Annotated in this window: 21 protein-coding genes; 14 read left to right on the forward strand and 7 right to left on the reverse strand. The window is 35.3% G+C overall.

Features of this window, described 5'->3' with window-relative positions; genetic code table 11:
- The first annotated feature begins 5 nt into the window (after positions 1–5).
- Positions 6–959 carry a Smr/MutS family protein gene (locus tag ACO05K_RS19240; RefSeq protein ID WP_421946023.1) on the forward strand — a complete coding sequence of 318 codons (954 nt, stop codon included), beginning with the start codon at positions 6–8 and terminating at the stop codon, positions 957–959.
- Positions 960–1,292: 333 nt separating this feature from the next.
- Here the strand turns inward: ACO05K_RS19240 and ACO05K_RS19245 are convergent, their stop codons facing one another.
- From ACO05K_RS19245 to ACO05K_RS19255, 3 genes are all read right to left on the reverse strand, one after another.
- Positions 1,293–1,976 carry a hypothetical protein gene (locus tag ACO05K_RS19245; protein WP_421946024.1) on the reverse strand — a complete coding sequence of 228 codons (684 nt, stop codon included), beginning with the start codon at positions 1,974–1,976 and terminating at the stop codon, positions 1,293–1,295.
- Entirely contained in the window at positions 1,976–2,482 is a 507-nt protein-coding gene (locus ACO05K_RS19250) for a hypothetical protein (RefSeq protein ID WP_421946025.1), read from the reverse strand. The genes ACO05K_RS19245 and ACO05K_RS19250 overlap by 1 nt, the downstream gene beginning before the upstream one ends.
- A 71-nt stretch (positions 2,483–2,553) precedes the next feature.
- Positions 2,554–3,282, reverse strand: coding sequence for an intradiol ring-cleavage dioxygenase (locus tag ACO05K_RS19255; RefSeq protein WP_421946026.1), 729 nt, complete (start codon positions 3,280–3,282; stop codon positions 2,554–2,556).
- Between the two features lie 238 nt (positions 3,283–3,520).
- Here ACO05K_RS19255 and ACO05K_RS19260 point away from each other — a divergent pair, with 238 nt between their 5' ends.
- The 10 genes from ACO05K_RS19260 (at position 3,521) to ACO05K_RS19305 (ending at position 15,061) form a co-directional block, all read left to right on the forward strand.
- Positions 3,521–3,820 (forward strand): hypothetical protein, encoded by a 300-nt coding sequence (locus ACO05K_RS19260; protein WP_421946027.1) that lies wholly within the window; start codon positions 3,521–3,523, stop codon positions 3,818–3,820.
- Positions 3,821–3,952: 132 nt separating this feature from the next.
- Positions 3,953–7,255 carry a preprotein translocase subunit SecA gene (gene secA / locus ACO05K_RS19265; protein ID WP_421946028.1) on the forward strand — a complete coding sequence of 1,101 codons (3,303 nt, stop codon included), beginning with the start codon at positions 3,953–3,955 and terminating at the stop codon, positions 7,253–7,255.
- Positions 7,256–7,374: 119 nt separating this feature from the next.
- The gene (locus tag ACO05K_RS19270) at positions 7,375–7,746 is read left to right on the forward strand and encodes a PEGA domain-containing protein (RefSeq protein WP_421946029.1); all 372 of its coding nucleotides are present in this window, start codon (positions 7,375–7,377) and stop codon (positions 7,744–7,746) included.
- Between the two features lie 133 nt (positions 7,747–7,879).
- Entirely contained in the window at positions 7,880–8,326 is a 447-nt protein-coding gene (locus tag ACO05K_RS19275; protein WP_421946030.1) for an SPOR domain-containing protein, read from the forward strand.
- Entirely contained in the window at positions 8,313–9,497 is a 1,185-nt protein-coding gene (locus ACO05K_RS19280) for a M20 metallopeptidase family protein (RefSeq protein ID WP_421946031.1), read from the forward strand. Before ACO05K_RS19275 ends, ACO05K_RS19280 begins: the two co-directional genes overlap by 14 nt.
- Before the next feature lie 148 nt (positions 9,498–9,645).
- Entirely contained in the window at positions 9,646–10,587 is a 942-nt protein-coding gene (locus tag ACO05K_RS19285) for a hypothetical protein (protein ID WP_421946032.1), read from the forward strand.
- A 280-nt stretch (positions 10,588–10,867) separates the two neighbouring features.
- Positions 10,868–11,467 carry an SGNH/GDSL hydrolase family protein gene (locus ACO05K_RS19290; RefSeq protein ID WP_421946033.1) on the forward strand — a complete coding sequence of 200 codons (600 nt, stop codon included), beginning with the start codon at positions 10,868–10,870 and terminating at the stop codon, positions 11,465–11,467.
- A 132-nt stretch (positions 11,468–11,599) separates the two neighbouring features.
- On the forward strand, positions 11,600–13,564 hold the full coding sequence (gene dnaG / locus ACO05K_RS19295; RefSeq protein ID WP_421946034.1) for a DNA primase: 1,965 nt from the start codon (positions 11,600–11,602) through the stop codon (positions 13,562–13,564).
- A 74-nt stretch (positions 13,565–13,638) separates the two neighbouring features.
- Positions 13,639–14,004 (forward strand): YraN family protein, encoded by a 366-nt coding sequence (locus tag ACO05K_RS19300; RefSeq protein WP_421946035.1) that lies wholly within the window; start codon positions 13,639–13,641, stop codon positions 14,002–14,004.
- Entirely contained in the window at positions 13,982–15,061 is a 1,080-nt protein-coding gene (locus ACO05K_RS19305) for a glutaminyl-peptide cyclotransferase (protein ID WP_421946036.1), read from the forward strand. The genes ACO05K_RS19300 and ACO05K_RS19305 overlap by 23 nt, the downstream gene beginning before the upstream one ends.
- Before the next feature lie 183 nt (positions 15,062–15,244).
- On the opposite strand, the gene ACO05K_RS19310 is transcribed toward ACO05K_RS19305, so the two are convergent.
- The 4 genes from ACO05K_RS19310 to pgi form a co-directional block, all read right to left on the reverse strand.
- Entirely contained in the window at positions 15,245–15,772 is a 528-nt protein-coding gene (locus ACO05K_RS19310; RefSeq protein ID WP_421946037.1) for a DUF4251 domain-containing protein, read from the reverse strand.
- 272 nt (positions 15,773–16,044) lie between these two features.
- Entirely contained in the window at positions 16,045–18,126 is a 2,082-nt protein-coding gene (locus tag ACO05K_RS19315) for a M16 family metallopeptidase (RefSeq protein WP_421946038.1), read from the reverse strand.
- Between the two features lie 34 nt (positions 18,127–18,160).
- The gene (locus ACO05K_RS19320; RefSeq protein WP_421946039.1) at positions 18,161–19,474 is read right to left on the reverse strand and encodes a M16 family metallopeptidase; all 1,314 of its coding nucleotides are present in this window, start codon (positions 19,472–19,474) and stop codon (positions 18,161–18,163) included.
- Positions 19,475–19,643: 169 nt separating this feature from the next.
- A complete protein-coding gene (gene pgi / locus ACO05K_RS19325) occupies positions 19,644–21,290 on the reverse strand; it encodes a glucose-6-phosphate isomerase (RefSeq protein WP_421946040.1) in 1,647 nt (548 codons plus the stop codon).
- Positions 21,291–21,448: 158 nt separating this feature from the next.
- Here pgi and ACO05K_RS19330 point away from each other — a divergent pair, with 158 nt between their 5' ends.
- From ACO05K_RS19330 to prfB, 3 genes are all read left to right on the forward strand, one after another.
- A complete protein-coding gene (locus ACO05K_RS19330) occupies positions 21,449–21,961 on the forward strand; it encodes a hypothetical protein (protein WP_421946041.1) in 513 nt (170 codons plus the stop codon).
- A 56-nt stretch (positions 21,962–22,017) separates the two neighbouring features.
- Positions 22,018–23,328, forward strand: coding sequence for an amidohydrolase (locus ACO05K_RS19335; protein ID WP_421946042.1), 1,311 nt, complete (start codon positions 22,018–22,020; stop codon positions 23,326–23,328).
- A gap of 176 nt (positions 23,329–23,504) precedes the next feature.
- Positions 23,505–24,579, forward strand: a protein-coding gene (gene prfB, locus ACO05K_RS19340) for a peptide chain release factor 2 (RefSeq protein WP_421946043.1) whose coding sequence is annotated in 2 segments (ribosomal slippage) — positions 23,505–23,564 and positions 23,566–24,579 — 1,074 coding nt in all. Because the reading frame shifts where the segments join, the coding sequence is not laid out codon by codon here.
- Positions 24,580–24,586: the final 7 nt, after the last annotated feature.

A 24,586-nucleotide genomic window follows, 5' to 3' on the forward strand; every position in this document is an offset into this window, starting at 1 on the left:
TTAATATGAAGTTTAATCTTGGTGATTTTGTACGTTTTGTAGATGAAAAACGTGAAGGCTATGTTACAAAAATAATTGATGCACAAACTTTAGGTGTAACCGATGAGGATGGATTTGAAATCCCTGTTGCCATAAGCAATTTAACTTCAGTTCATGGTCATGGCGTTGTTGCCAAAGAGCAAGATGCACCAAAACCCATTCAGGTTAATGTTCCGTCACTCAATAAAATTGAGAATGGTATTTATGTTGCGGTGGCTGCTGATGGAAAAGCTGGAAGCGTTGTTCATTTTCACTTGCAAAATCAAACTCCAAATACATTACTTATCAGTTTGAGCTCTGAAAGAAAGGAAAAGTATGCTGGTATTTATCATGGTATTATGCAAAGTTTCCAATCCATATTGATACACTCTGCTTCATTATCCGAATTAGATATCTGGCCAGAATTTACCTTTCAATTTTTAGTGTTCAGCAAAGCTGATGTTAAACCTTTAGAGCCACTCGTAATCATAAAAAAATTCAGAGCAAAGGATTTCAGTTCTGAGCAAAGAGATTTACCTAATTTAAAGCAGAAAGGCTGGTTAATTCGTCTGGATGAACTCGCTTCGGTAAATATCGACCCGCAAAAATTAAAGGAAAGTTTCTTTAAATCGCCATCAGAAAAACGTGTTGTTGATGTTCCAAATCAAGAAATTGATCTTCACATCGAAAAACTTAGAGATGATCATCATTTTTTAGCACCCGATGAAATATTGCAAATTCAATTATCACATTTTCAAAATGCTTTGGATGCCGCAATTGTTCATCATTTTGATAAAATGATTTTTATACACGGTTTAGGAAACGGAACCTTGAGAGATAAAATTCATAAACTGATAAGCAAGAATCCACACATTAAAACATATATGGACGCCAGGAAAGAAAAGTTTGGTTACGGTGCAACCGAAGTAGTTTTTAAGTAAAGATAGTCGTCATTTCGGTCGAAGTGGAGAAATCCTTTCAAATTTTTTTTGCTCAATGCCATGGTCTGTGTCTCCACAGACCATTTGCGTGATTTTGAACTTCCATCAACTCTGTTTTCATTGATTTTTATTTGGGCGTTCCCCAATCCAGATAAAGCTTGTGAGACAATTTAAGCTAGCAATAAAATATTCTTGTAGAAGCTAAAATCGGGAAAGGGTCGGGCTTTTCAGGGCTTCGCTGCGCTACGGTACCAATGAAAAATTGGTACTGAACCCTTGCAATCCCTAACGCAACCCAGCGTATTAAAATTATGCCAAAATATTCCAGCTAAATCAAACGAATAATTCCAAATTAACTACAATTGCATTGTTGCTAAGGGCTTCAAATTCCACATCTTCTGTATCCCATAGCGCAAGTCCATCACGGGCATGCATCAACCTTCCTTCAATTTCAAATGCTCCATCAATAATAAAAGTGAAAAGACTATTTGATTTTTCTTGCAGCTTATAATTCGCTTCTTCACGACCAGCAAAAATGCCTGCTGTAAGTTTAAAAGGAAATTTATATCCAGAAATTATATCAATTAATTTATTTGGATTTTTATCGAAATCAAAAGAAAATAATTGGTCTTTTACTAAGGCAAAATCATTAATAATTCCCAAATGAAGATAGTTGATAACATCACTTTTATAAGGATTGCTGATTTCTAAAACTTCACCTTTTTCCAAACTTAACAATTGTACTTGCCCAGTTTCAACAGAAAATTCATTGTTTTTGGCTACAATATCAATGCCTCCGGTAATTGGCATAAATAAATGTAAGGAGTTTTCTTTAGCTAAATAAAAATTAAGTTTTCCTGCAGCAACAGAATCATCATTAAAAATAAATAGATTTTGGAAAGCTGTCTTGTGCTCATTAAAAAAACTTTCAAAGTTGAATGTGCTATATCTTCTAATGCTCGAATTTTCAATTAATCCACGTTGATCTGCTAAATAAATTTTACCGGGTTTTTCCACTATTTTAAATTTTTTATGGAGTGAATACTTACAAAAGGCTGTAGCTTAAATAGATTTGTGAAAACCTCTTCGCTCTTATTTTCTGTAAACTGCGATATTAGCAAATGTTCTCCAATAACCTCGTGCAAAACTAAAGGTTTTGAAAAAAAGTTTACTGCAATTTTATGTTTTTCAATATCATTAATATCCGAATTAATAATTTCGAACTTAAAATTTTCAAAGGTTAAAAAACGTCTGCCTAAATTATCCAGTACATCAGGTATAATAGTTTTCAGCTGCTGAATATAACCTATAATTGCACCACCTACCAAGAAATGAAGTTTTTCAGCTCCGGGCGCATTTATCAACAACTGAGAAAAAGAACTGTATTTGTTTTCTTGATTATAAAACTGAGCCTGCATTTTAAATTCAGCGAAACTATCTTCATGTACAAATTTATCCCAGGGGTTAACATTTGTAACATCAATTATTTTTCGGTAGCAAAGTATTATTATTTTTTCTGACATGATTTAGGCATAAAAAAGCGTCAAGAAATAAATCTTAACGCCACATAAAAATAAGCAAACAATTATAAATCTTATGCTTTTACATTTAGCTTAAATGTTAAGTCGAAACCAGCAGTAAGTGTACCTGTAACGGCTGCTATCTGCACACCGGTTTTATCATCAGTAAAAACGTTATCGGCATTATTATAGGTATAACCGCTTAAACCTTTTGTATAACCGTTAACTAAAGCAACCGATGTGCCAGAACCTTCAGGAAAAGCAATTTGTGTTACATTTAAAGAAACACCCGCTGCATTGTAAACATGAACATGGATATGAGTTGCACGACCAGTGTACCATCCTGGGAAAATACTCGTAAAAGTTACCAATCCGTTTGCATCGGTTACCTGTCTACCACGTAAAAAGTGAACCGATTGATAATTTGTGCTTTGCATACCTGTTCCTCCATATTCAGAATAATTTCCTTCAGCGTCGCAATGCCAAATATCTACAATTGCTCCAGCTAAAGCTGCACAACTGTTATTTATATTGCCGATTGTAATTTTAGCCGTCATTTTGTATCCGCTTCGCCCATCAGTAATATCGCTTCTAACGTAAGAAGCGGGAACTTTAGTTGGAAACGGACCTTCAGTTTCTGTAGGTGCAACGGTACATGTTCCATTTGTACTGGTTGTTGTACCAGCGCTGCCCGAACCAGATGTAGAGCCATCACTCATACTTGTTTTTTTACAAGCCTCGATAATTACTGGAGTTGAGATTGCCCCGACCATTAAACTCCTGATAAAATTCTTTCTTTCCATTGGTTATTTATGTTTTGTTACCTGCTGATATAAAGGTGCATAGAAAAATAAAATGCGTAACGAATGTATCGACAAACAGATAATCTGAAACGTTAAATGAACAAACGTTTAGAGTTTTAATAACCTAAAGGTTTTTATTCAACTTTGATTTAGAAACTCGAATTTAAAATGAGGTACAGTTTTTGACGCTATGAAATTTCATTTTATAGAAGAATAAACCTAGCTTTGCCGCTAATTAATGAAACACCTAGTTACCATATCTTTAGTATTTTTTAGCTTAACACATTTGGCAAAAGCCGAACGTGTTGAAGGGCTTAGGATATTAAATGAATATTGCAACGAGCATAATATCAGTGTTAATTCTTCAGGTCAAAGCTCTGTTCAGCTTAACGAAGACCGCAATCCTTATTTACTTTCTTACAGTAGCCTAGCTTTAACCGGAACTCAAACTCCAGTTAAAACAGCTAAATATGTAAATGTAAATCATATTATTGCTGATTTAACAATTAGGAAAAAGCCTAAAAACAATAGTCCTTAACTTCTTCTATAAACAGATCTTATTCAAGATCTTTCATAATTTATACAATTAACAGCCAAAATGACTTGCAAAAAGCTATGGCTTGGTTGTTGTAACACACCATTTTTTATAATAAATACCAATTAAAATATAATGTTAGGATTTTTAGCGAAGGTTTTCGGAAGTAAATCAGAAAGAGATATAAAAAGCATACAGCCGCTGGTTGTAAAAATAAATGAAGAATACGCAAAGTTATCTTCAATAAGCAATGATGAATTGCGTGCAAAAACAATAGAATTTAAAGGTAGAATTTCTGCTTTTTTAGAAAGTATTGACGGTAAAATTTCAACACTTAAAGCTGAGGCAGAAAATGAAGATTTAGAACTTCATCAAAAAACTGCTTTATATGAGCAAGTAGATGCTTTAGGAAAAGACCGTGATGCAGAATTGGAAAAGGTATTGCTGGAGATTTTACCAGAAGCATTTGCTGTGGTAAAAGAAACTTCTCGTCGTTTAAGTGAAAACGATTATTTAGAAGTTACTGCAACCCAATTTGATAGAGATTACGCAGCACGTAAAAGCAATGTTAAAATTGTTGGCGATAAAGCGCAATGGGCTAATCGTTGGGATGCTGCCGGAACTGAAGTGGTTTGGAACATGGTTCATTACGATGTACAGTTAATTGGTGGTATTGTATTGCACAGCGGTAAAATTGCTGAGATGGCTACTGGTGAGGGTAAAACCTTAGTAAGTACGCTTCCGGCATACTTAAACGCTTTAGCTGGCGAAGGTGTTCACATCGTTACTGTGAATGATTACTTAGCCCGTCGTGATAGTGAGTGGAATGGTCCTTTATTTGAGTTCCACGGAATTAGTGTAGACTGTATTGATAAACACGAACCAAATTCTGAAGAACGAAGAAAAGCGTATGCTTCTGGAATTACTTACGGTACAAATAATGAATTTGGTTTCGATTATTTACGTGACAATATGTCGCAAACACCAGATCAGTTGGTGCAACGTAAACCTCACTTTGCAATGGTTGATGAGGTCGATTCAGTTTTAATTGATGATGCTCGTACACCATTAATTATTTCAGGTCCAATTCCTCATGGCGACCAGCATGAATTTTATGAGTTGAAACCACGTATCGAACGTTTGGTTAATGCTCAAAAAGCTTATGTTTCTCAAGCATTAAATGAAGCTAAAAAATTAATTAACGCAGGTAACTCTGGAACTGAAGAAGGAGAAGGTGGTTTAGCATTATTACGTGCTTATCGGGGTTTGCCAAAAAACAAAGCTTTAATTAAATTCTTAAGTGAAAGCGGTGTTCGTGGTTTGTTGTTGAAAACAGAGAACTACTACATGGCAGATCAGTCTAAGAATATGCCTAAGGTAGATTCTGAATTGTTCTTCTATATCGATGAAAAAAATAACCAGGTAGAATTAACAGAAAAAGGTATCGAGTTAATTACTCAATCGGGTGAAGATCCTCATTTCTTTGTATTGCCTGATGTAGGTACTGAAGTTGCCGAATTGGAGAAATCTGATTTGCCATTGGATGAAAAGGTAATAACTAAAGATGCCCTAATGCGTGATTACTCTGTAAAAGCAGAACGTATTCACTCGGTTAACCAGTTATTAAAAGCTTATACTTTATTCGAAATTGATGTTGAGTACATCATCGATGAAGGAAAAATTAAAATTGTTGATGAGCAGACTGGTCGTATTATGGACGGTCGCCGTTACTCTGATGGTTTACACCAGGCAATTGAGGCTAAAGAAAATGTAAAAGTTGAGGATGCAACTCAAACTTATGCAACTGTAACCTTGCAAAACTATTTCCGTATGTACCACAAACTTTGCGGTATGACGGGTACAGCAACAACAGAAGCAGGTGAGTTTTGGTCTATCTATAAATTAGATGTTGTAGAAATTCCTACAAATAGAAATATTTCCAGAAGAGATGAACAAGATTATGTTTATCGTACGGTTCGCGAAAAATACAACGCTGTTGCTGATGAAATTGTAAAATTAACAGAAGCTGGCAGACCAGTATTGGTTGGTACAACTTCAGTTGAGATTTCAGAATTATTAAGCCGTATGCTTAAACTTCGTGGAATTAAACATAATGTATTAAATGCTAAAATGCACCAGAAAGAGGCAGATATTGTTGCCGAAGCTGGTCAAGCTGGTCAGGTAACTATTGCAACTAACATGGCTGGTCGTGGTACGGATATTAAATTAGGAGCGGGCGTTAAAGAAGCCGGAGGTTTAGCTATTGTTGGTACCGAGCGTCACGAATCTCGTCGTGTTGACAGACAGTTACGTGGTCGTGCTGGTCGTCAGGGAGATCCAGGTTCATCTCAGTTCTTCGTATCATTAGAAGATAACTTAATGCGTTTATTCGGTTCAGAAAGAATTTCAAGCATTATGGTTCGTATGGGTATTGAAGATGGAGAAGTGATTCAACACTCTATGATTACTAAATCTATCGAACGTGCTCAAAAGAAAGTAGAAGAAAACAACTTTGGTATTCGTAAGCGTTTGTTAGAGTATGATGATGTAATGAACTCGCAACGTACAGTTATTTATTCTAAACGTAAAAACGCATTATTTGGCGAGCGTTTAGATGTTGATATGAATAACATGGTTTATGATGTGGCTGAAGATATCGTAACGGAATATAAAGAAGAATCAAATTACGAAGGTTTCAAGTTAGAAGTAATTAAAAACTTTTCTTTAGATTCTGCAATCACTGAAAAAGAATTCTCATCATCAAACATTGCAACATTAACTGAAAAACTTTTTGAAGAGGCAGAAACTTTCTACGCTCGCAAATCTGATGCAATTATTGAGCAATCAATGCCGGTTTTAAAGCAGGTTTTTGAAGAACGTGGAGAGCATATCGAGCAAATTGTTGTTCCTTTTACAGATGGTATTCGTGGTATTCAGGTTGCTGTTGATTTGAAAAAAGCAATCGATAATAAAGGGAAAGAAGTTGTTCGTGCATTCGAAAAAACAATTGTTCTTGCTTTAATTGATGATAGCTGGAAAGAGCATTTACGCGAAATGGACGATTTGAAACAATCGGTTCAAAACGCAGTTTACGAGCAAAAAGATCCATTAGTAATTTACAAAATGGAAGCTTTCAACTTGTTCAAAAGCATGCTTAATGCAGTTAACAAAGAAGTAGTAAGTTTCTTATATAAAGGCGGCATTCCGGTTCAGCAAGAACCAGATCAGGTTAGAGAAGCGCCAGCTCCGGTAAAACAACCAAAATTGCAAACTACTAAACAGGAGTTTGGTACAGAGCAAGCAGGTGTAGAATTTGGAGATACTCGTGAAGCAGTTCCACAACAGCCAATTCGTAAGGAAGCAGCAATTGGGCGTAACGAGCCTTGCCCTTGTGGAAGTGGTAAGAAATACAAAAACTGCCACGGAGCAAATTTGTAAGATTATTTTAACTCCAATAATATCAAAGCCTTGACAATTGTCAGGGCTTTTTCTTTATAACTAAGTTTTTAATTATAAGAATTTAGCATATATTTAAAGACACACAAATACACACACAAATGAAAAGAATTTTTAACATTTTTGCTGTTTCGGCAACACTGCTGCTATCGAGCTGCGCTACCGTTTTTACAGGTACAAAACAAACCGTAAATTTTAAAACAGATCCGCCTGCTGCTGATATTGAAGTAGATGGTATTAAAGTTGGCGTTACGCCAATGGATGTAAGTCTTAAAAAAGGATTTACAGGACAAACTGTTAGTTTTAAATTAAATGGTTATGAAACTAAAACATTTCAACCTACTACAACCTTTAATCCGGTAACCGTATTAAATGTAATTGGCATCCTTGGTTTCCCGATTGATGCTGCAACAGGCGCCATGATGAAATATGACCCGAAAGTTTATGAATTTAAGCTTGAACCAAAAAAATAAATATTTCAAATTTATTTAATGAAATGCAGTATATAAACTAGCATTTGCACAACCGATAAAGAATGCCGAATTTTGCAGAAAGTTCGGCATTCTTGTTTTAAAACATTTTTAACGCCAGCGATGTCATAACATCATGAAAATATTTTACTCAATAACCTTCTTCATATTTCTTTATTCAGCTTCCTTTGGACAAAAAGGAGAAGTAAACGTAATTAAAGATCCGTTGATTGATACCTTAATTGCAAAACGAATAGAGGTTTACAGAACCGGGGGTGATGTTACAGTAAAAACGAACAAGCCAATTGTTTCGGGTTATGGATATCGGGTTCAGGTTTTCTATGGGTCTGACAGGCGTGAGATGTTTAATCAACAATCTCGTTTTAAAAGCAGCTATCCCAAAATCAATACCTATATCATTTATAAAGAGCCAAATTATTATTTAAGAGTTGGCGATTTTAGAACAAAACTAGAAGCGCAAAGATTAATGAGCGAGCTTCGACCAAACTTCCCAACCTTGTTTATTTTCAGGGAAAAAATTAATGCACCAACTTTAGATACCTCAACTGATGATCAAAGATAAAATTAAAAACCTAGCCGAAACCATTTTCAATGATGTTGTAGGTTACCGTCGCCATATACACGCCAATCCCGAATTATCTTTTAAAGAATTTGAAACTTCATTATATGTAAAAGATAAACTCACAAAGTGGGGCATTGAGTTTACGAGTTGTGCTAATACGGGCGTAGTTGGTTTAATAAAAGGCAATTTGCCATCTGATAAAGTTATTGCACTTCGCGGAGATATGGATGCGCTTCCTATCCATGAAGATAATGATAAACCATATCGTTCTAAAAACCATGGCGTAATGCATGCTTGCGGGCACGATGTACATACCTCGTCTCTTTTAGGAACAGCTTTTATCCTTAATCAGCTAAAAGATGAGTTTGGTGGTACAATTAAATTAATTTTTCAGCCTGCTGAAGAATTGTTGCCAGGTGGAGCAAGTATAATGATTAAAGAAGGTGTATTGGAAAATCCAAAGCCTCAGTATATTGTCGGGCAGCATGTAATGCCTTTAATTGAGTCTGGTAAAGTAGGTTTCCGTTCAGGTATTTATATGGCTTCTACTGATGAACTATATGTTACGGTAACCGGAAAAGGTGGTCATGGGGCGCAGCCGCACCAAAATATCGATCCTGTTTTAATTGCTTCACACATTATTATCGCTCTGCAGCAAATTGTTAGCAGAAATGCAGATCCACGTTTACCATCGGTTTTATCCTTTGGAAAAGTAACTGCTAATGGCGCAACCAATATCATCCCAAATGAAGTTAAAATTGAAGGTACTTTTAGAACCTTAGATGAAGATTGGCGTGCAGAGGCACATAAAAGAATGAAGAAAATGGCAGAAGGTATTGCCGAAAGCATGGGCGGAAGTTGCGATTTTGACATTCATAAAGGTTATCCATTTTTAATCAATGAGGAGAAACTAACTGCAAATGCAAGAGGTTTTGCAGAAGACTTTCTGGGCAAAGAAAACGTTATTGATTTGGATATCTGGATGGCTGCGGAAGATTTTTCTTTCTATTCTCAGGTAACTGATGCTTGCTTTTATCGCTTAGGAACCGGAAATGCTGCTAAAGATACCATGCATTCCGTACATACACCAAAATTTGATATTGACGAAGATGCGTTGAAATTATCAACTGGGTTAATGGCTTACATTGCTGTTAAACAACTTGGAAACTAGGTGTTGATGTAAGAGGGGAGATGTAAGATGGAAGGTAGCATATATTTGTAATTAAACATAATTTCCATTATCCATCTTCCATTATCCATCTACCACCCTCCGTCTTCCATCCAACAAAGGGGCATCATTTTTGACTATTCATCACCACATGAAAAAAATAATTTTATTAATAACGCTAACGCTCTTCATATCTCAGGCTTATAGTCAGGTTATCGATAGATTTAATCCTGATACAGTTAAAACTATCAACTTAGATTCTGGTGCGGTAAACATTAAGGCAGAACGCTTAAATATCGAAACTTTCATCAACGCGATTATCAATGATACAAGTTTTTACCAGTCGTTTCGCGATATGAAGCGATACAGCTTTATCGCCGAAAATCGCATTTTTAGTTACGATAAAAAGAATAAAGTTGATGGTAAGATTTACCGTAAAATAAAACATAATAATACTGGTCCTTACCGAATGGAATATCTTGTAAAACAAGATGAAGGTAAAATGTATAAAAAGAACGGAAAATATCAGTTATATACTGTTGAGATGTTCGATTATATATTTATGAATGCCTACAACACCGACTTTGTTCCAGATGCACCCGCAGGTGATGGAAAGGGTGGCACAAACGAAAGTTATAAAAGCAAACTAAAAACCTTAATTTTTAATCCTGGTAGGCCAGTAAAAGTGCCTTTTATAGGCAGTAAAACCGAAATTTTTTCTGCTAATATGCGCCAGTATTACGATTATGGTTTCACCAGTGGAACTTACCTTGATTCTATCCCGGTTTACCGTTTTAAGGTTTCTGTAAAACCTGATTTGAGTAGCTGGACAAAAGATGGAATGATGATTAAGGAATTGGTAACCATTTTTGATAAACGAAATTTTAATATTCTAGGTCGTTATGTTGATATGAAATACAGTAACATGCTCTTTGACTTTGATGTACAAATGAATATTGAAATGGGTTATTTTGGTGAAGATAAATTGCCTACAAAAATTACGTATCAAGGTAATTGGGATTATCCATTTAAAAAGGAAGAAAGAGCTAGTTTTTTAATTCTGCATAAAGATTACAAGCTAGAAAAAAAATAATGTAGGTTTTTCACTAAAGATAAAGGTTTCTTCTAATTGTTATGTAAAGCGTAATACCTAGAAGTTTTGGTGCGTTATAAATCATAATTAAATTTTAGAACCTCAATACTCATCTAAAGCCAAGATGTTACTTTGTAATATCATATTTCAATTATAAATTTACTTTCTATTTCAGTTGAAAACATAACAGAACCAAAACCAATATTTTAAAAATACTACTATGAGAGCCACATTAAAAGTCACCCTATTTTTTTCAGTGTGTATAATTATTTTAACTTCTATGACATTTAAGCCCAAAAGAATTGTGTTTTTTGGTGATTCTATAACACAACAAGGCGTATCTGCCAATGGTTATGTTACGCTAATTAAGAAAGCATTAGATTCTACCAAATATACTGTTATGGGTGCCGGAATAGGAGGCAACAAGGTTTATGATTTATACCTACGCTTAGAAGATGATGTGTTAAGCAAGAAACCCGATTTGGTTGTAATTTATGTTGGTATCAACGATGTTTGGCATAAACAATCATCTCATACAGGAACTGATTATGATAAATTTCTAAAATTTTATCAGGCTTTAATTAATAAAATTCAAGCTACTGGAAGTAAGGTTGTTGTTGTAACTCCTTCCGTTGTAGGCGAGAAAAAAGATGGTACTAACGAACTTGATGCAGATTTGAATAAATATGCTGAAGGAATTAGACAATTGGCAGCTAAAAATAATCTTCCACTTTGTGATTTAAGGAAAATCTTCGCTGAATATGAAGCAAAGAATAATTCTGAAGATAAAGAAAAAGGAATTTTAACAGGTGACAGGGTTCACTTAAACGAAACAGGAAATAAACTTGTAGCAACGCAATTATTGCCTTTAGTACGTTAAAAGTTATGGGTTATAAGTTGTAGGTCTGTAAGCCTATAAACTTATCACTTAAAGATAGACCTTTATATTGTTAAAAGTTATAAGTATTAAGTCGATAGACCTACAACTTATCCCTTAAAACGTACAACCTAGATGATAAACCGCGAAACGATAGATAAGATAATGGATACCGCCCGTATTGAGGAGGTAGTTGGGGATTTCGTACACTTAAAAAAACGCGGAACAAGTTTAATTGGCAATTGCCCTTTTCATGGAGAGAAAACACCATCGTTCCATGTTTCGGTAACAAAGGGAATTTATAAATGCTTTGGCTGTGGTAAAGGTGGCGATTCGGTTCGCTTCATTATGGATCATGAGAAATATTCTTATCCAGAGGCACTTAAGTTTTTAGCCAATAAATATAATATCGAGGTTGAGGAAACAGAACTTACGCCTCAAGATACTGAAGCACAAAATGCTAAAGAAAGTCTTTACGTTGTTTCTCAGTTTGCTTCAGCATTTTTTGTAAAGCAACTTTGGGAAACCCAGGAAGGTAAAACCATAGGTTTAAGTTATTTCAAAGAGCGTGGTTTTAGAGAAGATATTTTAAAGAAATTTGAAGTAGGTTACTCGCCAGATGTTTGGGATGCAATGACTCAAAGCGCTGTAAATGCTGGTCATAAACTCGAATTTCTGGAGCAAACAGGCTTATCAATTAAAAACGATAACGGAAAAATTTACGATAGGTTTCGCGGTCGTGTAATGTTTCCAATTCATAATTTTACAGGTAGAATAATTGGTTTTGGCGGTAGAACGTTAAAAACTGACAAAAATGTTCCTAAATACGTAAATTCTCCCGAAAGTGAAATCTACCATAAATCGAATGTATTATATGGTTTATTTCATGCTAAAAAAGCCATACGCGATTTAGATAACTGTTACCTCGCCGAAGGTTATGCAGATGTACTTTCTGTGCACCAGGCTGGAGTAGAAAATGTTGTAGCATCTTCCGGAACATCTCTAACTGTAGAGCAGATTAAACTTATTGGTCGTTTTACACAAAATGTAACCATTCTTTTCGATGGAGATGCTGCCGGTATAAAGGCCTCCCTACGCGGATTGGACATGATTTTGGAGGAAGGATTGAACGTTAAAATTGTTTCTTTCCCTGATGGACATGATCCAGATTCATACATGCATCATGTTGGTGCGGGGGCATTTAAAACTTACATAGAGGAGAACCGAAAAGACTTTATCCTCTACAAAGCAAATGTTTTATTAAAAGAAGCAGGAACTGATCCGATTAAAAGGGCAGGAATTATACGCGATATTGTAGAAAGTATTGCCAAAATTCCAGATCCAATTAAAGCTTCTGTATTTATTAGAGAGAGTAGTAGCTTATTGCAGATAGAAGAAAGTATTTTACTTTCCGAACTGAATAAAATGCGTGCTACCAAAAGCAAAAAGACTTTTGAAAGCAATCAGCGTGCTAATCAAAATAACTATAATTCGGGTCCTCCAGAACCGCTTGGCCCGCCAGATGATTTATGGGATGATAACGGACCATCTACATCAAATCAAACTGTAGAGAATGATGAAAATCAAGAGAAAGAAATTATACGACTTCTTTTAGCCTACGGACATGAATTTGTAAACTGGGATAAAATTGACGATATGTACATTGGCTCTTTCATCGTACAAAATTTGGCCGATGTAGAGTTTGATAATCCGGTATGTAAACAAATTGCAGAGTTTTATAAAGCAGAACTCGATAATGGAAGGCTTCCTACCGCTAACCACTTTATAAAACATCAGGATAGAGCCATTGCTGATTTGGCTATCGACTTATCAACTTCGCCATATGCCTTAAGCGAAAATTGGTTAAATAAGCATCTTATTTACGTAAAAGATGAATCAATGAATCTAAAAGCAACTATATTAGGAGGAATATTTCATCTAAAAAAGCGCAAAGTCGATAAAATTTTAACATCACTTCTAAAAGAAATTAAAGAAGAAAAAGACGGCGACAACCAGATGATTTTAATGCAAAGGTATGGAGTGATAAAAAGTGTAGAACGCGAAATTTCGAAATTCTTAGGTTCTGTAATTGTTAAATAGAAATAGGATTTAATGATTAAGCTGCTACATTCTATTATTCAAAATTCAATAATCCACTTATTCAATAATTCACTATGGCAATACATAACGATTTAGGTCGAAAAGGTGAAGAAATTGCCAAGGCTTACCTTGAAGAAAATAATTACGAAATTTTAGATGAAAACTGGGTTCATGGCAAAGCTGAGATAGATTTAATTGCGTATAAAAACGGAATAATGATTTTCGTAGAAGTTAAAAGCAGAACTTCAGTAGCATTTGGTCAGCCAGAAGATTTTGTTGAGAAAAGAAAACAAAAACAAATGGAATTGGGTTCATTGGCGTATATTGAAATCATGAATCATCAGAACGATATCCGTTTTGATATCATTGCTATAACCTTTAAAAAAGATAATACATTTACTTTAAACCATATTGAAGATGCTTTTTGGCCAGAAGATTAACAAAATCAAAACATTATTTTTTATTGCGGTTGCAATTAGCTTTGCAAGCTCTTGTAAAGAAGAAACATCAACCTATAGAAGTTTTATATCTCCGCTTATCGGTTTAAATGTAAAATCGGGTAATGAGTTTGATGTAAAAGTTCTTTTCGGTAAAGAAAAGCAAGTAGATTCTGTGGTCTATTTAATTGATACCTTAAAGGCCATTTCCAAAAGTGACACCGCTGCGGTGAAACTAAAAACCGAAGGTTTAAAATTAGGCAATCACATCATCACTGCAAAGATTTACAACGGTAGCGAATTTGAAGATTTAACCACCAACATCAATATTCTTTCGGCAAAAGCACCAGATTTGTACACTTACAAAGTTATTGCGAAATTCCCACATGATACAAGTGCGTATGTAGAAGGATTAGAATACCACAATGGTTTCTTTTATGAAGGAACCGGAGAAAAAAGCAATTCTTACTTAAAAAAGGTTGATGTTAAAAGCGGCAAAACCTTACAACAAGTTAAATTAGATACTGCATATTTTGGCGAAGGTATTACGGTTATCAATAATAAAATACTGCAAATTACCTGGAATGAAAAAACTGCTTTTGAGTATGATAAAAACAGCTTTAAATTAATTAAACAGTTTCCATTTTCAGTCGGACAAGCAGGTTGGGGTTTAGCTTTTGATGGCGAAAAAATCCTCAACTCTGACGGTACAAATACCATTTATTTCTTAGATAAAAATACCTACAAGCAAATCGGCTCTATAGATGTTTACGATGATAAAGGTCCAAGAGACAGCATTAATGAACTTGAATACATTGATGGAAAAATATATGCTAATGTCTATTTAACAAATGATATCGTAATTATTAACCCTAAAACCGGGGCAATTGAAGGTAAAATCGATTTGACTGGACTATTCTCCCCATCTTATTTTAAAACAGATGGCGAAAGGATGAATAATGTTTTAAATGGTATCGCTTATGATAAAGTGACTAAAAGGCTTTTCGTTGCGGGTAAAAAATGGCCTTACATTTTCGAAATACAGATTACAAAAAAGTAAATTTATTTGAAAAGCAAGGTTCTGTTTTCATAGGTTTCGAAAGCCCTGCCATTCGCTTTACTTCGTTGCACTCGTGTTCGCTCCTGTCAGGTTTAGATAACTTAGGCCTATCTTAAAACACTAAAAAAAATGGGCAAGTTGTTATTAACAACTTGCCCAAAATATTTGATAGCAATAATCAGTTTAGTCCTTCTTAGGCTCCGCTAAATCACCCTGAAAATTTATTGATTGTTTGTTATTGCTAAATACAAAAAGGTTGGCATATCCGTTTTGCGAAACCATTAGCGTTAATTGATAATTTTCCTGTTTTAAATCGTTGGTTCTAATATTTACGGTATAAGAGCCTTTTTTATTTTTGGAAAGCTTGTAGCTAAAATCCTTAGATTTAAATTTAATGCCACCTTCTGTTGGGTTATAAGGAGCATTAAAGGCTCTTCCATAGTAAGGTAAATAAGCTACTACACTATCTTTAGTAACTTTTAAATCGTATTGCGAACCCGTTAAATTAATGGTTCCACCACCCATTGCTCCAGGCATACTTCTTAAAATTTGATTTATTTCATTGTTCGCCATGGGTAAGGCTGTGTTTGCATTAAATGTATAACGTTGGTCTGTTATAATTTTAGCTGTAGTTTCTTTATCGGTTTGAGCATATGCCTGCGTAAAAGCAATGGCAAAAATTACACTCAAAAATATTTTTATCCTTTTCATTTGTCTATGTGTTTTATTACAATTTATAGATGCTGGGATTAAGCTTTTTCCATAAAAGAAAAACCATAATGTAGACGGCCACATAAATATAACCAATTTCGAGCCAAAAAAGGACATAAAAAAAGAGACTGTAACATAAATTCAATTTGTCATCCTGAGCTTGTCGAAGGACTTGCTGAAATACCATTTTCGGCGTTTCGACAAGCTCAACCTGACAAGGCTCAAAGAGATTTGATTTATGCTACAGCCTCTAAGAGTTGTAAAATAACCGTTTAGTTAAAATCAGCAGCTTGTAAAGCTGGGTTAATTTTAACTTCTTTAATTACAATATTAAATTCTTGCCCACCTCTAGCAGTTTGTACACTTTGAGTCATAGCATGAGGAAATAAAACATCACCTACTTTTTTATAGTCAGTGTATTCTGTGCTTTGAGTAATCTCGTTACCATCTTTAGTTGTTGTGCTTTCCTCTTTTAAAAGTAATCCAGAAGTTGTATCGTAATATTCTGTTTTCTTTTTGCCAGAAGCAGATGTTACAACAATTTTATAAGCATCGGCTTTGCCAACTTTAGCTGTTCCGGCTGCTTCTAATTTACTGCCATCAGTTCCATAATAAAGTTGATTGAAAATTCCTTTATCAGCTTTGGCTTCTGCAATTTCTTCAGCAGTCATGTCTGCTTTTTTGCCCATCTGCATCTGGTAACCAGAAGTGCCGTTAAAAGTTTGTTTCATTGCAGTTTGGCCCATCATAGAAATTTCCATGCTGCTCATGTTTGGATTCATCTTTTTAAAAGCCACAGCAAGTTTATTGCCTTGCATATCCATTTCACCAGTTTGCTGTAATGCAGTTACTTTTTTCAAAGCTGCTTCACCACCAATTGCTTTAACGTAGTTGCCAATAACTTCTTGCGCTGATTTAGCAGGAGCTGCCGTTGTGCCAGATGTAGCTGTAACAGGCGCAGCGTAATTATCAAAAGCTTTAACTGTAAAGCCAGCCTTTGTTAAACCAGGTACAAAAACATCAGTTTTACCAACAATAATAATACGGGTATTATCATGGTTAAAATATTTCTTCGAAACACGTAAAACATCATCGGTAGTAACTGCATTTATTTTTTGTAAATACGTACGATAGAAATCTTTTGGTAAACCATTTATTAAAATGCTGCTTGCAAAACCGGCTGTACGAGCAGGATTTTCTAAACCTAATGCAAATGAACCATTATATAGATTTTTAGCATTTTGAAGTTCTTCGGCACTTACTTTAGTTGTACGAATGTTATTTATTTCCCTTAAAAATTCTACAACAGCACTGTCAACTTTTTCATTTCTAACAGCAGCATTTGCAGAGAATTTAGACTGAAATCTACCAGAACCTGTTCCAGAATAAGCACCATAAGTAAACTTATGTTTCTCACGCAAGTTCATAAATAATCTCGATTCAGAACCACCACCTAAAATTTGATTTGCAAGTAAAACAGCAAAATAATCAGGGCTGGTTAATGGTAAATCAATCAGGTTTGCAACCGTTATCTCAGATTGAACAGCATTACTAACATTTACTACATTAACCTCTGTTTTAGCCGGATTGCTAACTTTAGCTACTGTTGGCAGTGTTAATGCAGTACCTTTCCAATCGCCAAATGCTTTTTCAGCAATTGCTTTAGCTGCTTCTGGTTTAATATCTCCAACAAATGTTAAATAACCTCTTGATGGCGTTATGTATTTCGTATAAACAGCCTTAACATCATTTAAAGTAAGTCCATTAATTGATGCTTCAGTTGTAAATTCTCCACTTGGGTGGTTTTTACCATAAGAAAGTGCATTTACAACTCTTGTAGAAATTGCTTTAGCACTTTTTTCGTTTGATTTTAAACCAGTTAATGTTTGCGATTTAAGTTTTTCGAATGATGCTGCCGGAAAGGATGGTTTACGTAAACTTTCTGCCATAAGCATAAAAGCCTGGTCGAAATAACGTGTTAATGCCGAAACTGAACCACCAGATGCTCCTGCAGAAACATTTGCGCCTAATTGGTCAACAGCCTCATCAAATTGTGCTTTTGTTTTTGAGGTTGTACCCTCATTTAGCATACTGCCCATCAAACTAACCACACCTGCTTTAGCGCCTTCTGTAATTGGGCCTGCATCAATACTGTAGCTTGCAGTTACTTTTGGAAGTTTATGGTTTTCTACAACCAAAACTGTAATTCCGTTCGCTAATTTATAAATAACCGGGTCGCCAATTGTAATAACTGGTGCCGGACCAGGTTTTGGTTTTTGGCTACGATCTATTGTTTGTGCTGAAATGCCTTGAGCCAATAAGGAAACTGCAGCTATTATGAATAATTTTTTCATGTCTTAAATAATGTAATATGAAACTTAGCCTTAGTTATTTTTTTGGTAAATAATACAAAACAATACGTTGATCTTTATTCAGGTATTTTTTTGCAACATCTCTAATTTCCTCTCTGGTAATCGATTTAATTACATCAAGTTCTTTATTAATATCGTTCGTATCCTTATTATGAAAGGTATAACCGTTCGCTAAATTTTCGGCTATGCCAAGCATTCTGCTGTTTGCACTTACATAACTGTTTTCAAACTGATTTTGAAGTTTTTTGTAATCGCTTTCGCTAATTAAATCGGTTTGTAAACGCAAAACTTCTTCATCAATATCTTTTAATAAATCGCTGAGTGGCGTATTTTTATTTGGTAAAGCCAAAGTGATGTATGCACCGTAGTCTTCTAATGTGTAATTAAACGCTGCTACCTGTAAGGCTGTTTTTTTCTCATCAACCATTTTGGTGCTTAACCTCGAACTTCCACCACCTGATAAAATAGAGCTAATCATGCCTAAAACCTTATTTTCTCTGCTTTTCATTCCCGGTACGCGGTATGCGGCAAAAATTGCAGGTATCTGAATATTTGCATCATAAGCGGTATCGATAATCTGCTTTTTAATTTCAGGTAATACAACTTCTTTTCTAACAACGGGAGCACCTTTTGGCACTTCGCCGAAATATTGTTTTACCAGGCCTTTAGTTTTTTCTACATCTAAATCACCAGCAATGGTTAACACTGCATTGTTTGGAACATAATATTTCTTAAAGAAAGCAATAAATTCATTAAGCTTTGCTGCATCTAAATGCTCCATCGAACCAATTGGTTGCCATCTGTATGGATGACCATCAAATAAGTGGGTAAAGATTTTTTCAGTAAATTTTCCGTACGGAGAATTGTCTATTCTCATACGTTTTTCTTCTTTTACAACTTCGTTTTGGGTTTTAACGCCTTCTTCGCTAATAACAGGATGTAACATGCGTTCGCTTTCTAGCCACAAACCAAGCTCTAATTGGTTTGATGGAAAAACTTCGTAGTAAAACGTACGATCTTGTGAGGTATTGGCATTATTTTGACCGCCATTACCGCTCACTAGCTTCATGAAATCACCTCTTTTTATGTTTTTTGAGCCTTCAAATAATAAATGCTCAAAGAAATGTGCAAAACCAGTTCGTTCTGTTTCTTCATCTTTAGAGCCAACATGGTACATTACCGATACGGCTACAACTGGTGCAGTTTTGTCTTGATGTAAAATTACATGCAATCCATTGTCTAGATCAAATTCGGTGAATTGTACTTTTTGAGCTGAAGCACTAAAGCACAAACCGGAAATGGCAAGAGCAAAAAGAAATCTTTTTTTCATTAGATAATTAGTTTGTTTTTTGAAATCAAATTATTGTTGATTTCATGGTTATTAAATAATATTGATAACTGTTTAGCTTGTAACTAAACAAATAGGGGATTTTGGCTAAAGTATATAATAATCACAAAAAAAGCGAGTTTTTAACTCGCTTTTTTATCTAATCAGAATATTATCTCCAGTTTTTGTATTGATTTATTAATCCATTGGTAGAACTGTCGTGACTTGAAACTTTTTCATTCCCTTCTAATTCAGGAAGAATTTTCTTTGCAAGCTGCTTACCTAATTCAACTCCCCATTGGTCGAAACTGAAAATGTTCCATATAATACCCTGAACAAAAATTTTGTGTTCGTACATGGCAACTAAACTTCCTAAAGTATATGGAGTTACTTTCTTTAATAAAATTGAGTTTGTTGGTCTGTTGCCTTCAAAAACTTTAAACGGTGCCAGTGTGGCAATTTCATCTGCATTCTTACCGTCTTTTTTTAATTCTGATGAAACTTCTTCATTAGTTTTTCCATTCATTAACGCTTCGGTTTGAGCGAAGAAATTCGATAATAAAATAGGATGATGATCGCCAAGTGGATTTAAACTCTGTGCAGGTGCAATAAAATCAGCAGGAATTATTCTCGTTCCCTGATGAATTAACTGATAAAAAGCATGTTGTCCGTTTGTACCAGGCTCACCCCAAATAATCGGACCGGTTTCATAGTCGACTTCATTGCCATTTCTGTCTACATGTTTTCCGTTACTCTCCATGTCTCCTTGTTGGAAATATGCTGCAAAGCGATGCATGTATTGGTCGTAAGGTAAAATAACCTGAGTTTCTGCATTATAAAAATTGATATACCAAATACCTAATAATCCTAAAATTACAGGAACATTGCTTTCAAATTCTGCGGTTTTGAAATGATTGTCAGCAGCATGTGCACCGGCAAGAAGTTGCTTAAAGTTATCAAAGCCAATACTTAATGAAATCGATAAACCGATTGCACTCCATAACGAGTAACGACCGCCAACCCAATCCCAAAACTCAAACATATTTTCAGTATCAATACCAAATGCCGAAACATCTTTAGCATTTGTAGATAAGGCTGCGAAATGTTTAGCTATGTCATCTTCCTTGCCACCTTTTTCTAAAAACCAAGAACGTGCAGAATGTGCATTTGTCATGGTTTCTTGAGTTGTAAATGTTTTAGATGCAACTAAGAATAAAGTTGTTTCTGCGTTTAAGCCAGATAAAGTTTCCGCAATATGCGTTCCATCGATATTAGAAACAAAGTGAATGTTTAAGTGATTTTTATAATGCTTTAAAGCTTCAGTAACCATTACCGGACCTAAATCCGAACCGCCAATACCAATATTTACAACATCAGTTATTGCTTTGCCTGTATAACCTTTCCACTCGCCGCTAATAATGCTGTTGCTGAATTTTTCCATTTTAGCAAGAACAGCATTTACATCAGGCATTACATCTTTACCATCTACTAAAATTGGAGTGTTACTTAAGTTACGCAAAGCGATGTGAAGAACAGAGCGGTCTTCAGTTTCATTGATTTTATCACCATCGAACATCGATTTTATGGATTCATCCAATTTGCACTCACGAGCAAGTTGAATAAGCAAAGCCAAGGTTTCTTCTGTTATTCTATTTTTACTATAATCGAGTAAAATGTCTTCAAAAAATAAAGAGAACTTAGAAAAGCGGTCTTCATCTTCAGCAAATAAATCCTTAATGCTTTTCTCGTTGATGTTTATAAAATGATCAGCCAGATATTTGTAGGCTTCCGTTTCGGTAAAATTTATTTTTGGTAACATAGTATTTTGTTTTTTGTAAAAGTAGTAAAGCAAATTTTTAAAATTGTCCTTTTTTTGTGCAAAAAAATCTTTTCATTATTTCTTTTAAAGAAAGTAACTTGCAGTTAACATCTCCTACATAACAGCATCCTATTTTGTAAACATTAATTAAATATATTATGTTAGAAAATTTGAGTGAATTAGTTCGAGAGAACGTACAGGAAAGTGTAGTAAACAATAACGCAGTTCCTAATGAACAAAATGAAGCAGTAATTCAGGCGGCTTCAGGTTCTATTTTTGATGCTTTGAAAAACCAATTGTCATCGGGCAATGTAGGTGGGTTGGCAGAAATTTTTAATACTGGCAATGCAGAAGGCTCGCAAGTTACTGCTCAGGCTGCAGGAAACTTTACAGATAAATTAGCTGGTTTAGGCATTAATGCAGAAACGGCTAAAAGCTTAGCCGCTACGGTTATTCCGGTAATTTTAAGTAAGCTAACTAAAAAAACTGCTGATCCAGGCGACAGCTCTTTTAACATTCAAGATGTTTTAGGCAGTTTGGCTGGCGGAGCTGATGGCAAATTTGACGTTAGTGATGTAATTGGTATGTTTAATGGTGGTGGTCAGGCTAAAGCTGGTGGTACAGCTGAATCTGGTGGCATCATGGATAAATTAAAAGGTTTATTTAACTAAAATAATGGCTTTGCAAATAGCAAAGCCATTTTACTTTTCAAACTCAAATCCCCTATATGAAAAAAATCTACATTCTGTTTTTAACTTTAATTTCTGTACAACAACTCTTTGCACAGAAAACCCCTTTAAACGCTTCTGTATCTAAAAAAGCTGATGCCATTGAGCAAAAGGTAATTACCTGGCGTCGCGATTTTCATCAGCACCCTGAATTGGGTAATAGTGAAACCAGAACAGCTGGAATTGTAGCGAAACACCTCGAATCTTTAGGTATTAAAGTAACTACAGGTGTTGCAAAAACCGGAGTTGTTGGGATTTTAAAAGGTGGGAAGCCAGGACCAGTTGTAGCTTTAAGAGCAGATATGGATGGTTTGCCAGTTACAGAAAGAGTAGATATACCTTTTGCTTCAAAAGTTAAAACTCAATATAACGGACAAGAAGTTGGCGTAATGCATGCTTGCGGGCATGATAGCCACGTTGCAATTTTAATGGGTGTAGCTGAAGTTCTCGCTTCAATGCAAAAAGACATTGCCGGAACCGTAAAGTTCATTTTTCAACCCGCTGAAGAAGGTGTTTCTCCAGGTGAGGAAGGTGGAGCAGCTTTAATGATAAAAGAAGGCGTTTTAGAAAATCCAAAGGTTGATGTAATTTTTGGTTTGCATATCAATTCTCAAACGGAAGCCGGAGATGTAACGTATCGCCCGGGCGGAACAATGGCTGCGGTAAATGATATGAAAATTACGGTTACTGGTCGTCAGGCTCATGGTGCATATCCATGGAGCAGTATCGATCCTGTTGTGATTTCTGCACAGATTGTAAACAACTTACAGACCATTGTAAGTAGAAACTTAAATGTTACAGAAAATCCAGGAGTGGTAACTATTGGCGCAATTAATGGCGGCGTTCGTTCTAATATTATCCCAGAAAAAGTAGAAATGCTTGGTACGGTTCGTAATTTTAGCAAAGAAGACGAAGCAATGTTTATTGATAGAATTAAAACGATTGCTACAAAAACAGCAGAAGCTGGTGGCGGAAAGGCAGAAGTTAAAATCCCATACAGTAATCACTATCCTGTAACCTTTAATAATATTGCTTTAACCGAAAAAATTCTTCCAAGTATGCAAGCAACTGCCGGAGCAGCACATGTAAAACTTAAACCACCTGTTACAGGAGCCGAAGATTTTTCTTTCTTCCAAGAGAAGGTTCCAGGTTTATTTGTGTTCTTAGGAGGAATGCCAAAAGGTAAAGATCCATTAAAGGCTGCATCACATCATACTCCTGATTTTTATTTGGACGAAAGTGGTTTTGTTTTGGGTGTTAAGCTTCTATCAAACTTAACGCTTGATTATATGGCGATGAAGAAGAATTAGCTAATTGATTAATTAGAATATTACTGATACGCTAATTTTAACCATTTCGTCATTGAGAGGCACGAAGCAATCTCTATACCGAAATAGATTGCTTCGTGCCTCACAATGTAGAGTAGGTGTGAATAAGATTTAGCTAATTAACGAATTACTAATAAGCTAATTTATATATTTGCCATATGACTAAAGAACAAATACAGGATTTAAGAGACAGAATAACGTCTCTGAGGAGGCATCTTTGACGTCGATGAATTACTTTACGCTATTCGCGAAGAAGAAAAATTAACAATGGCGCCCGATTTCTGGGACGAGCCAAAAAAAGCAGAAAAAATTCTTGCAGAAATCAGTTCGAAGAAAAAATGGACTGACGGTTTTGAAAATGCAAACAGTGCGGTAGAAGATGCTGCGGTGATGTTTGAATTTTTTCAATCTGGAGATGCTACAGAAGCAGAATTAGAAGAACTTTTCGAAAGCAGTAAACAAATCGTATCCGATCTGGAGCTGAAAAATATGCTTCGTACTAAAGAAGATCAGCTATCGGCAGTTTTGCAGATTACAGCTGGTGCGGGCGGTACGGAAAGTTGCGACTGGGCATATATGCTTATGCGTATGTACATGATGTGGGGCGAAAAAAATGGCTATAAAATAACCGAGCAAGATAGTCAGGAAGGTGATATTGCAGGTATAAAATCTGTAACGCTACAGTTCGATGGCGATTTTTCTTACGGATATTTGAAAGGCGAAAATGGTGTACACCGTTTAGTAAGAATTTCTCCATTTGATTCTAATGCCCGCAGGCACACTTCTTTTGCATCGGTATATGTTTATCCCTTGGTAGATGAAACCATAGAGATTTACATTAACCCTGCAGATGTTGAATTTGAAACTTTCAGAGCTGGTGGTGCAGGTGGTCAAAACGTTAACAAGGTAGAAACTGCCGTTCGTTTATACCACAAACCTTCTGGTATTATCATCAAAAACCAGGAGTCAAGGTCGCAATTACAGAATAAGGAAAATGCTTTGCGTTTATTAAAATCTCAACTTTATGAGATTGAACAGCGTAAACGTAACGAGGAAATTGCAGCAATAGAAGGTTCGAAGAAAAAAATTGAATGGGGTTCGCAAATACGCAGTTACGTTTTGGATGATAGAAGAGTGAAAGACCATCGCACAAATTTCCAGACTTCAAATCCGCAAGCCGTTTTAGATGGCGATATTGATGGTTTCTTAAAGGCTTATTTAATGGAGTTTTAAATCTATT

The sequence above is a fragment of the Pedobacter sp. genome (assembly GCF_965227205.1).
Taxonomy (GTDB): Bacteria; Bacteroidota; Bacteroidia; order Sphingobacteriales; family Sphingobacteriaceae; genus Pedobacter.

Bases quoted from the DNA above. Each gene is read 5' to 3' on its own strand.
- ACO05K_RS19240 (WP_421946023.1), top strand. From the start codon at position 6: ATGAAGTTTAATCTTGGTGATTTTGTACGTTTTGTAGATGAAAAACGT.
- ACO05K_RS19250 (WP_421946025.1), bottom strand. From the start codon at position 2,482: ATGTCAGAAAAAATAATAATACTTTGCTACCGAAAAATAATTGATGTT.
- ACO05K_RS19255 (WP_421946026.1), bottom strand. From the start codon at position 3,282: ATGGAAAGAAAGAATTTTATCAGGAGTTTAATGGTCGGGGCAATCTCA.
- ACO05K_RS19260 (WP_421946027.1), top strand. From the start codon at position 3,521: ATGAAACACCTAGTTACCATATCTTTAGTATTTTTTAGCTTAACACAT.
- secA (WP_421946028.1), top strand. From the start codon at position 3,953: ATGTTAGGATTTTTAGCGAAGGTTTTCGGAAGTAAATCAGAAAGAGAT.
- ACO05K_RS19270 (WP_421946029.1), top strand. From the start codon at position 7,375: ATGAAAAGAATTTTTAACATTTTTGCTGTTTCGGCAACACTGCTGCTA.
- ACO05K_RS19275 (WP_421946030.1), top strand. From the start codon at position 7,880: ATGAAAATATTTTACTCAATAACCTTCTTCATATTTCTTTATTCAGCT.
- ACO05K_RS19280 (WP_421946031.1), top strand. From the start codon at position 8,313: ATGATCAAAGATAAAATTAAAAACCTAGCCGAAACCATTTTCAATGAT.
- ACO05K_RS19285 (WP_421946032.1), top strand. From the start codon at position 9,646: ATGAAAAAAATAATTTTATTAATAACGCTAACGCTCTTCATATCTCAG.
- ACO05K_RS19290 (WP_421946033.1), top strand. From the start codon at position 10,868: ATGACATTTAAGCCCAAAAGAATTGTGTTTTTTGGTGATTCTATAACA.
- dnaG (WP_421946034.1), top strand. From the start codon at position 11,600: ATGATAAACCGCGAAACGATAGATAAGATAATGGATACCGCCCGTATT.
- ACO05K_RS19300 (WP_421946035.1), top strand. From the start codon at position 13,639: ATGGCAATACATAACGATTTAGGTCGAAAAGGTGAAGAAATTGCCAAG.
- ACO05K_RS19305 (WP_421946036.1), top strand. From the start codon at position 13,982: ATGCTTTTTGGCCAGAAGATTAACAAAATCAAAACATTATTTTTTATT.
- ACO05K_RS19310 (WP_421946037.1), bottom strand. From the start codon at position 15,772: ATGAAAAGGATAAAAATATTTTTGAGTGTAATTTTTGCCATTGCTTTT.
- ACO05K_RS19315 (WP_421946038.1), bottom strand. From the start codon at position 18,126: ATGAAAAAATTATTCATAATAGCTGCAGTTTCCTTATTGGCTCAAGGC.
- ACO05K_RS19320 (WP_421946039.1), bottom strand. From the start codon at position 19,474: ATGAAAAAAAGATTTCTTTTTGCTCTTGCCATTTCCGGTTTGTGCTTT.
- pgi (WP_421946040.1), bottom strand. From the start codon at position 21,290: ATGTTACCAAAAATAAATTTTACCGAAACGGAAGCCTACAAATATCTG.
- ACO05K_RS19330 (WP_421946041.1), top strand. From the start codon at position 21,449: ATGTTAGAAAATTTGAGTGAATTAGTTCGAGAGAACGTACAGGAAAGT.
- ACO05K_RS19335 (WP_421946042.1), top strand. From the start codon at position 22,018: ATGAAAAAAATCTACATTCTGTTTTTAACTTTAATTTCTGTACAACAA.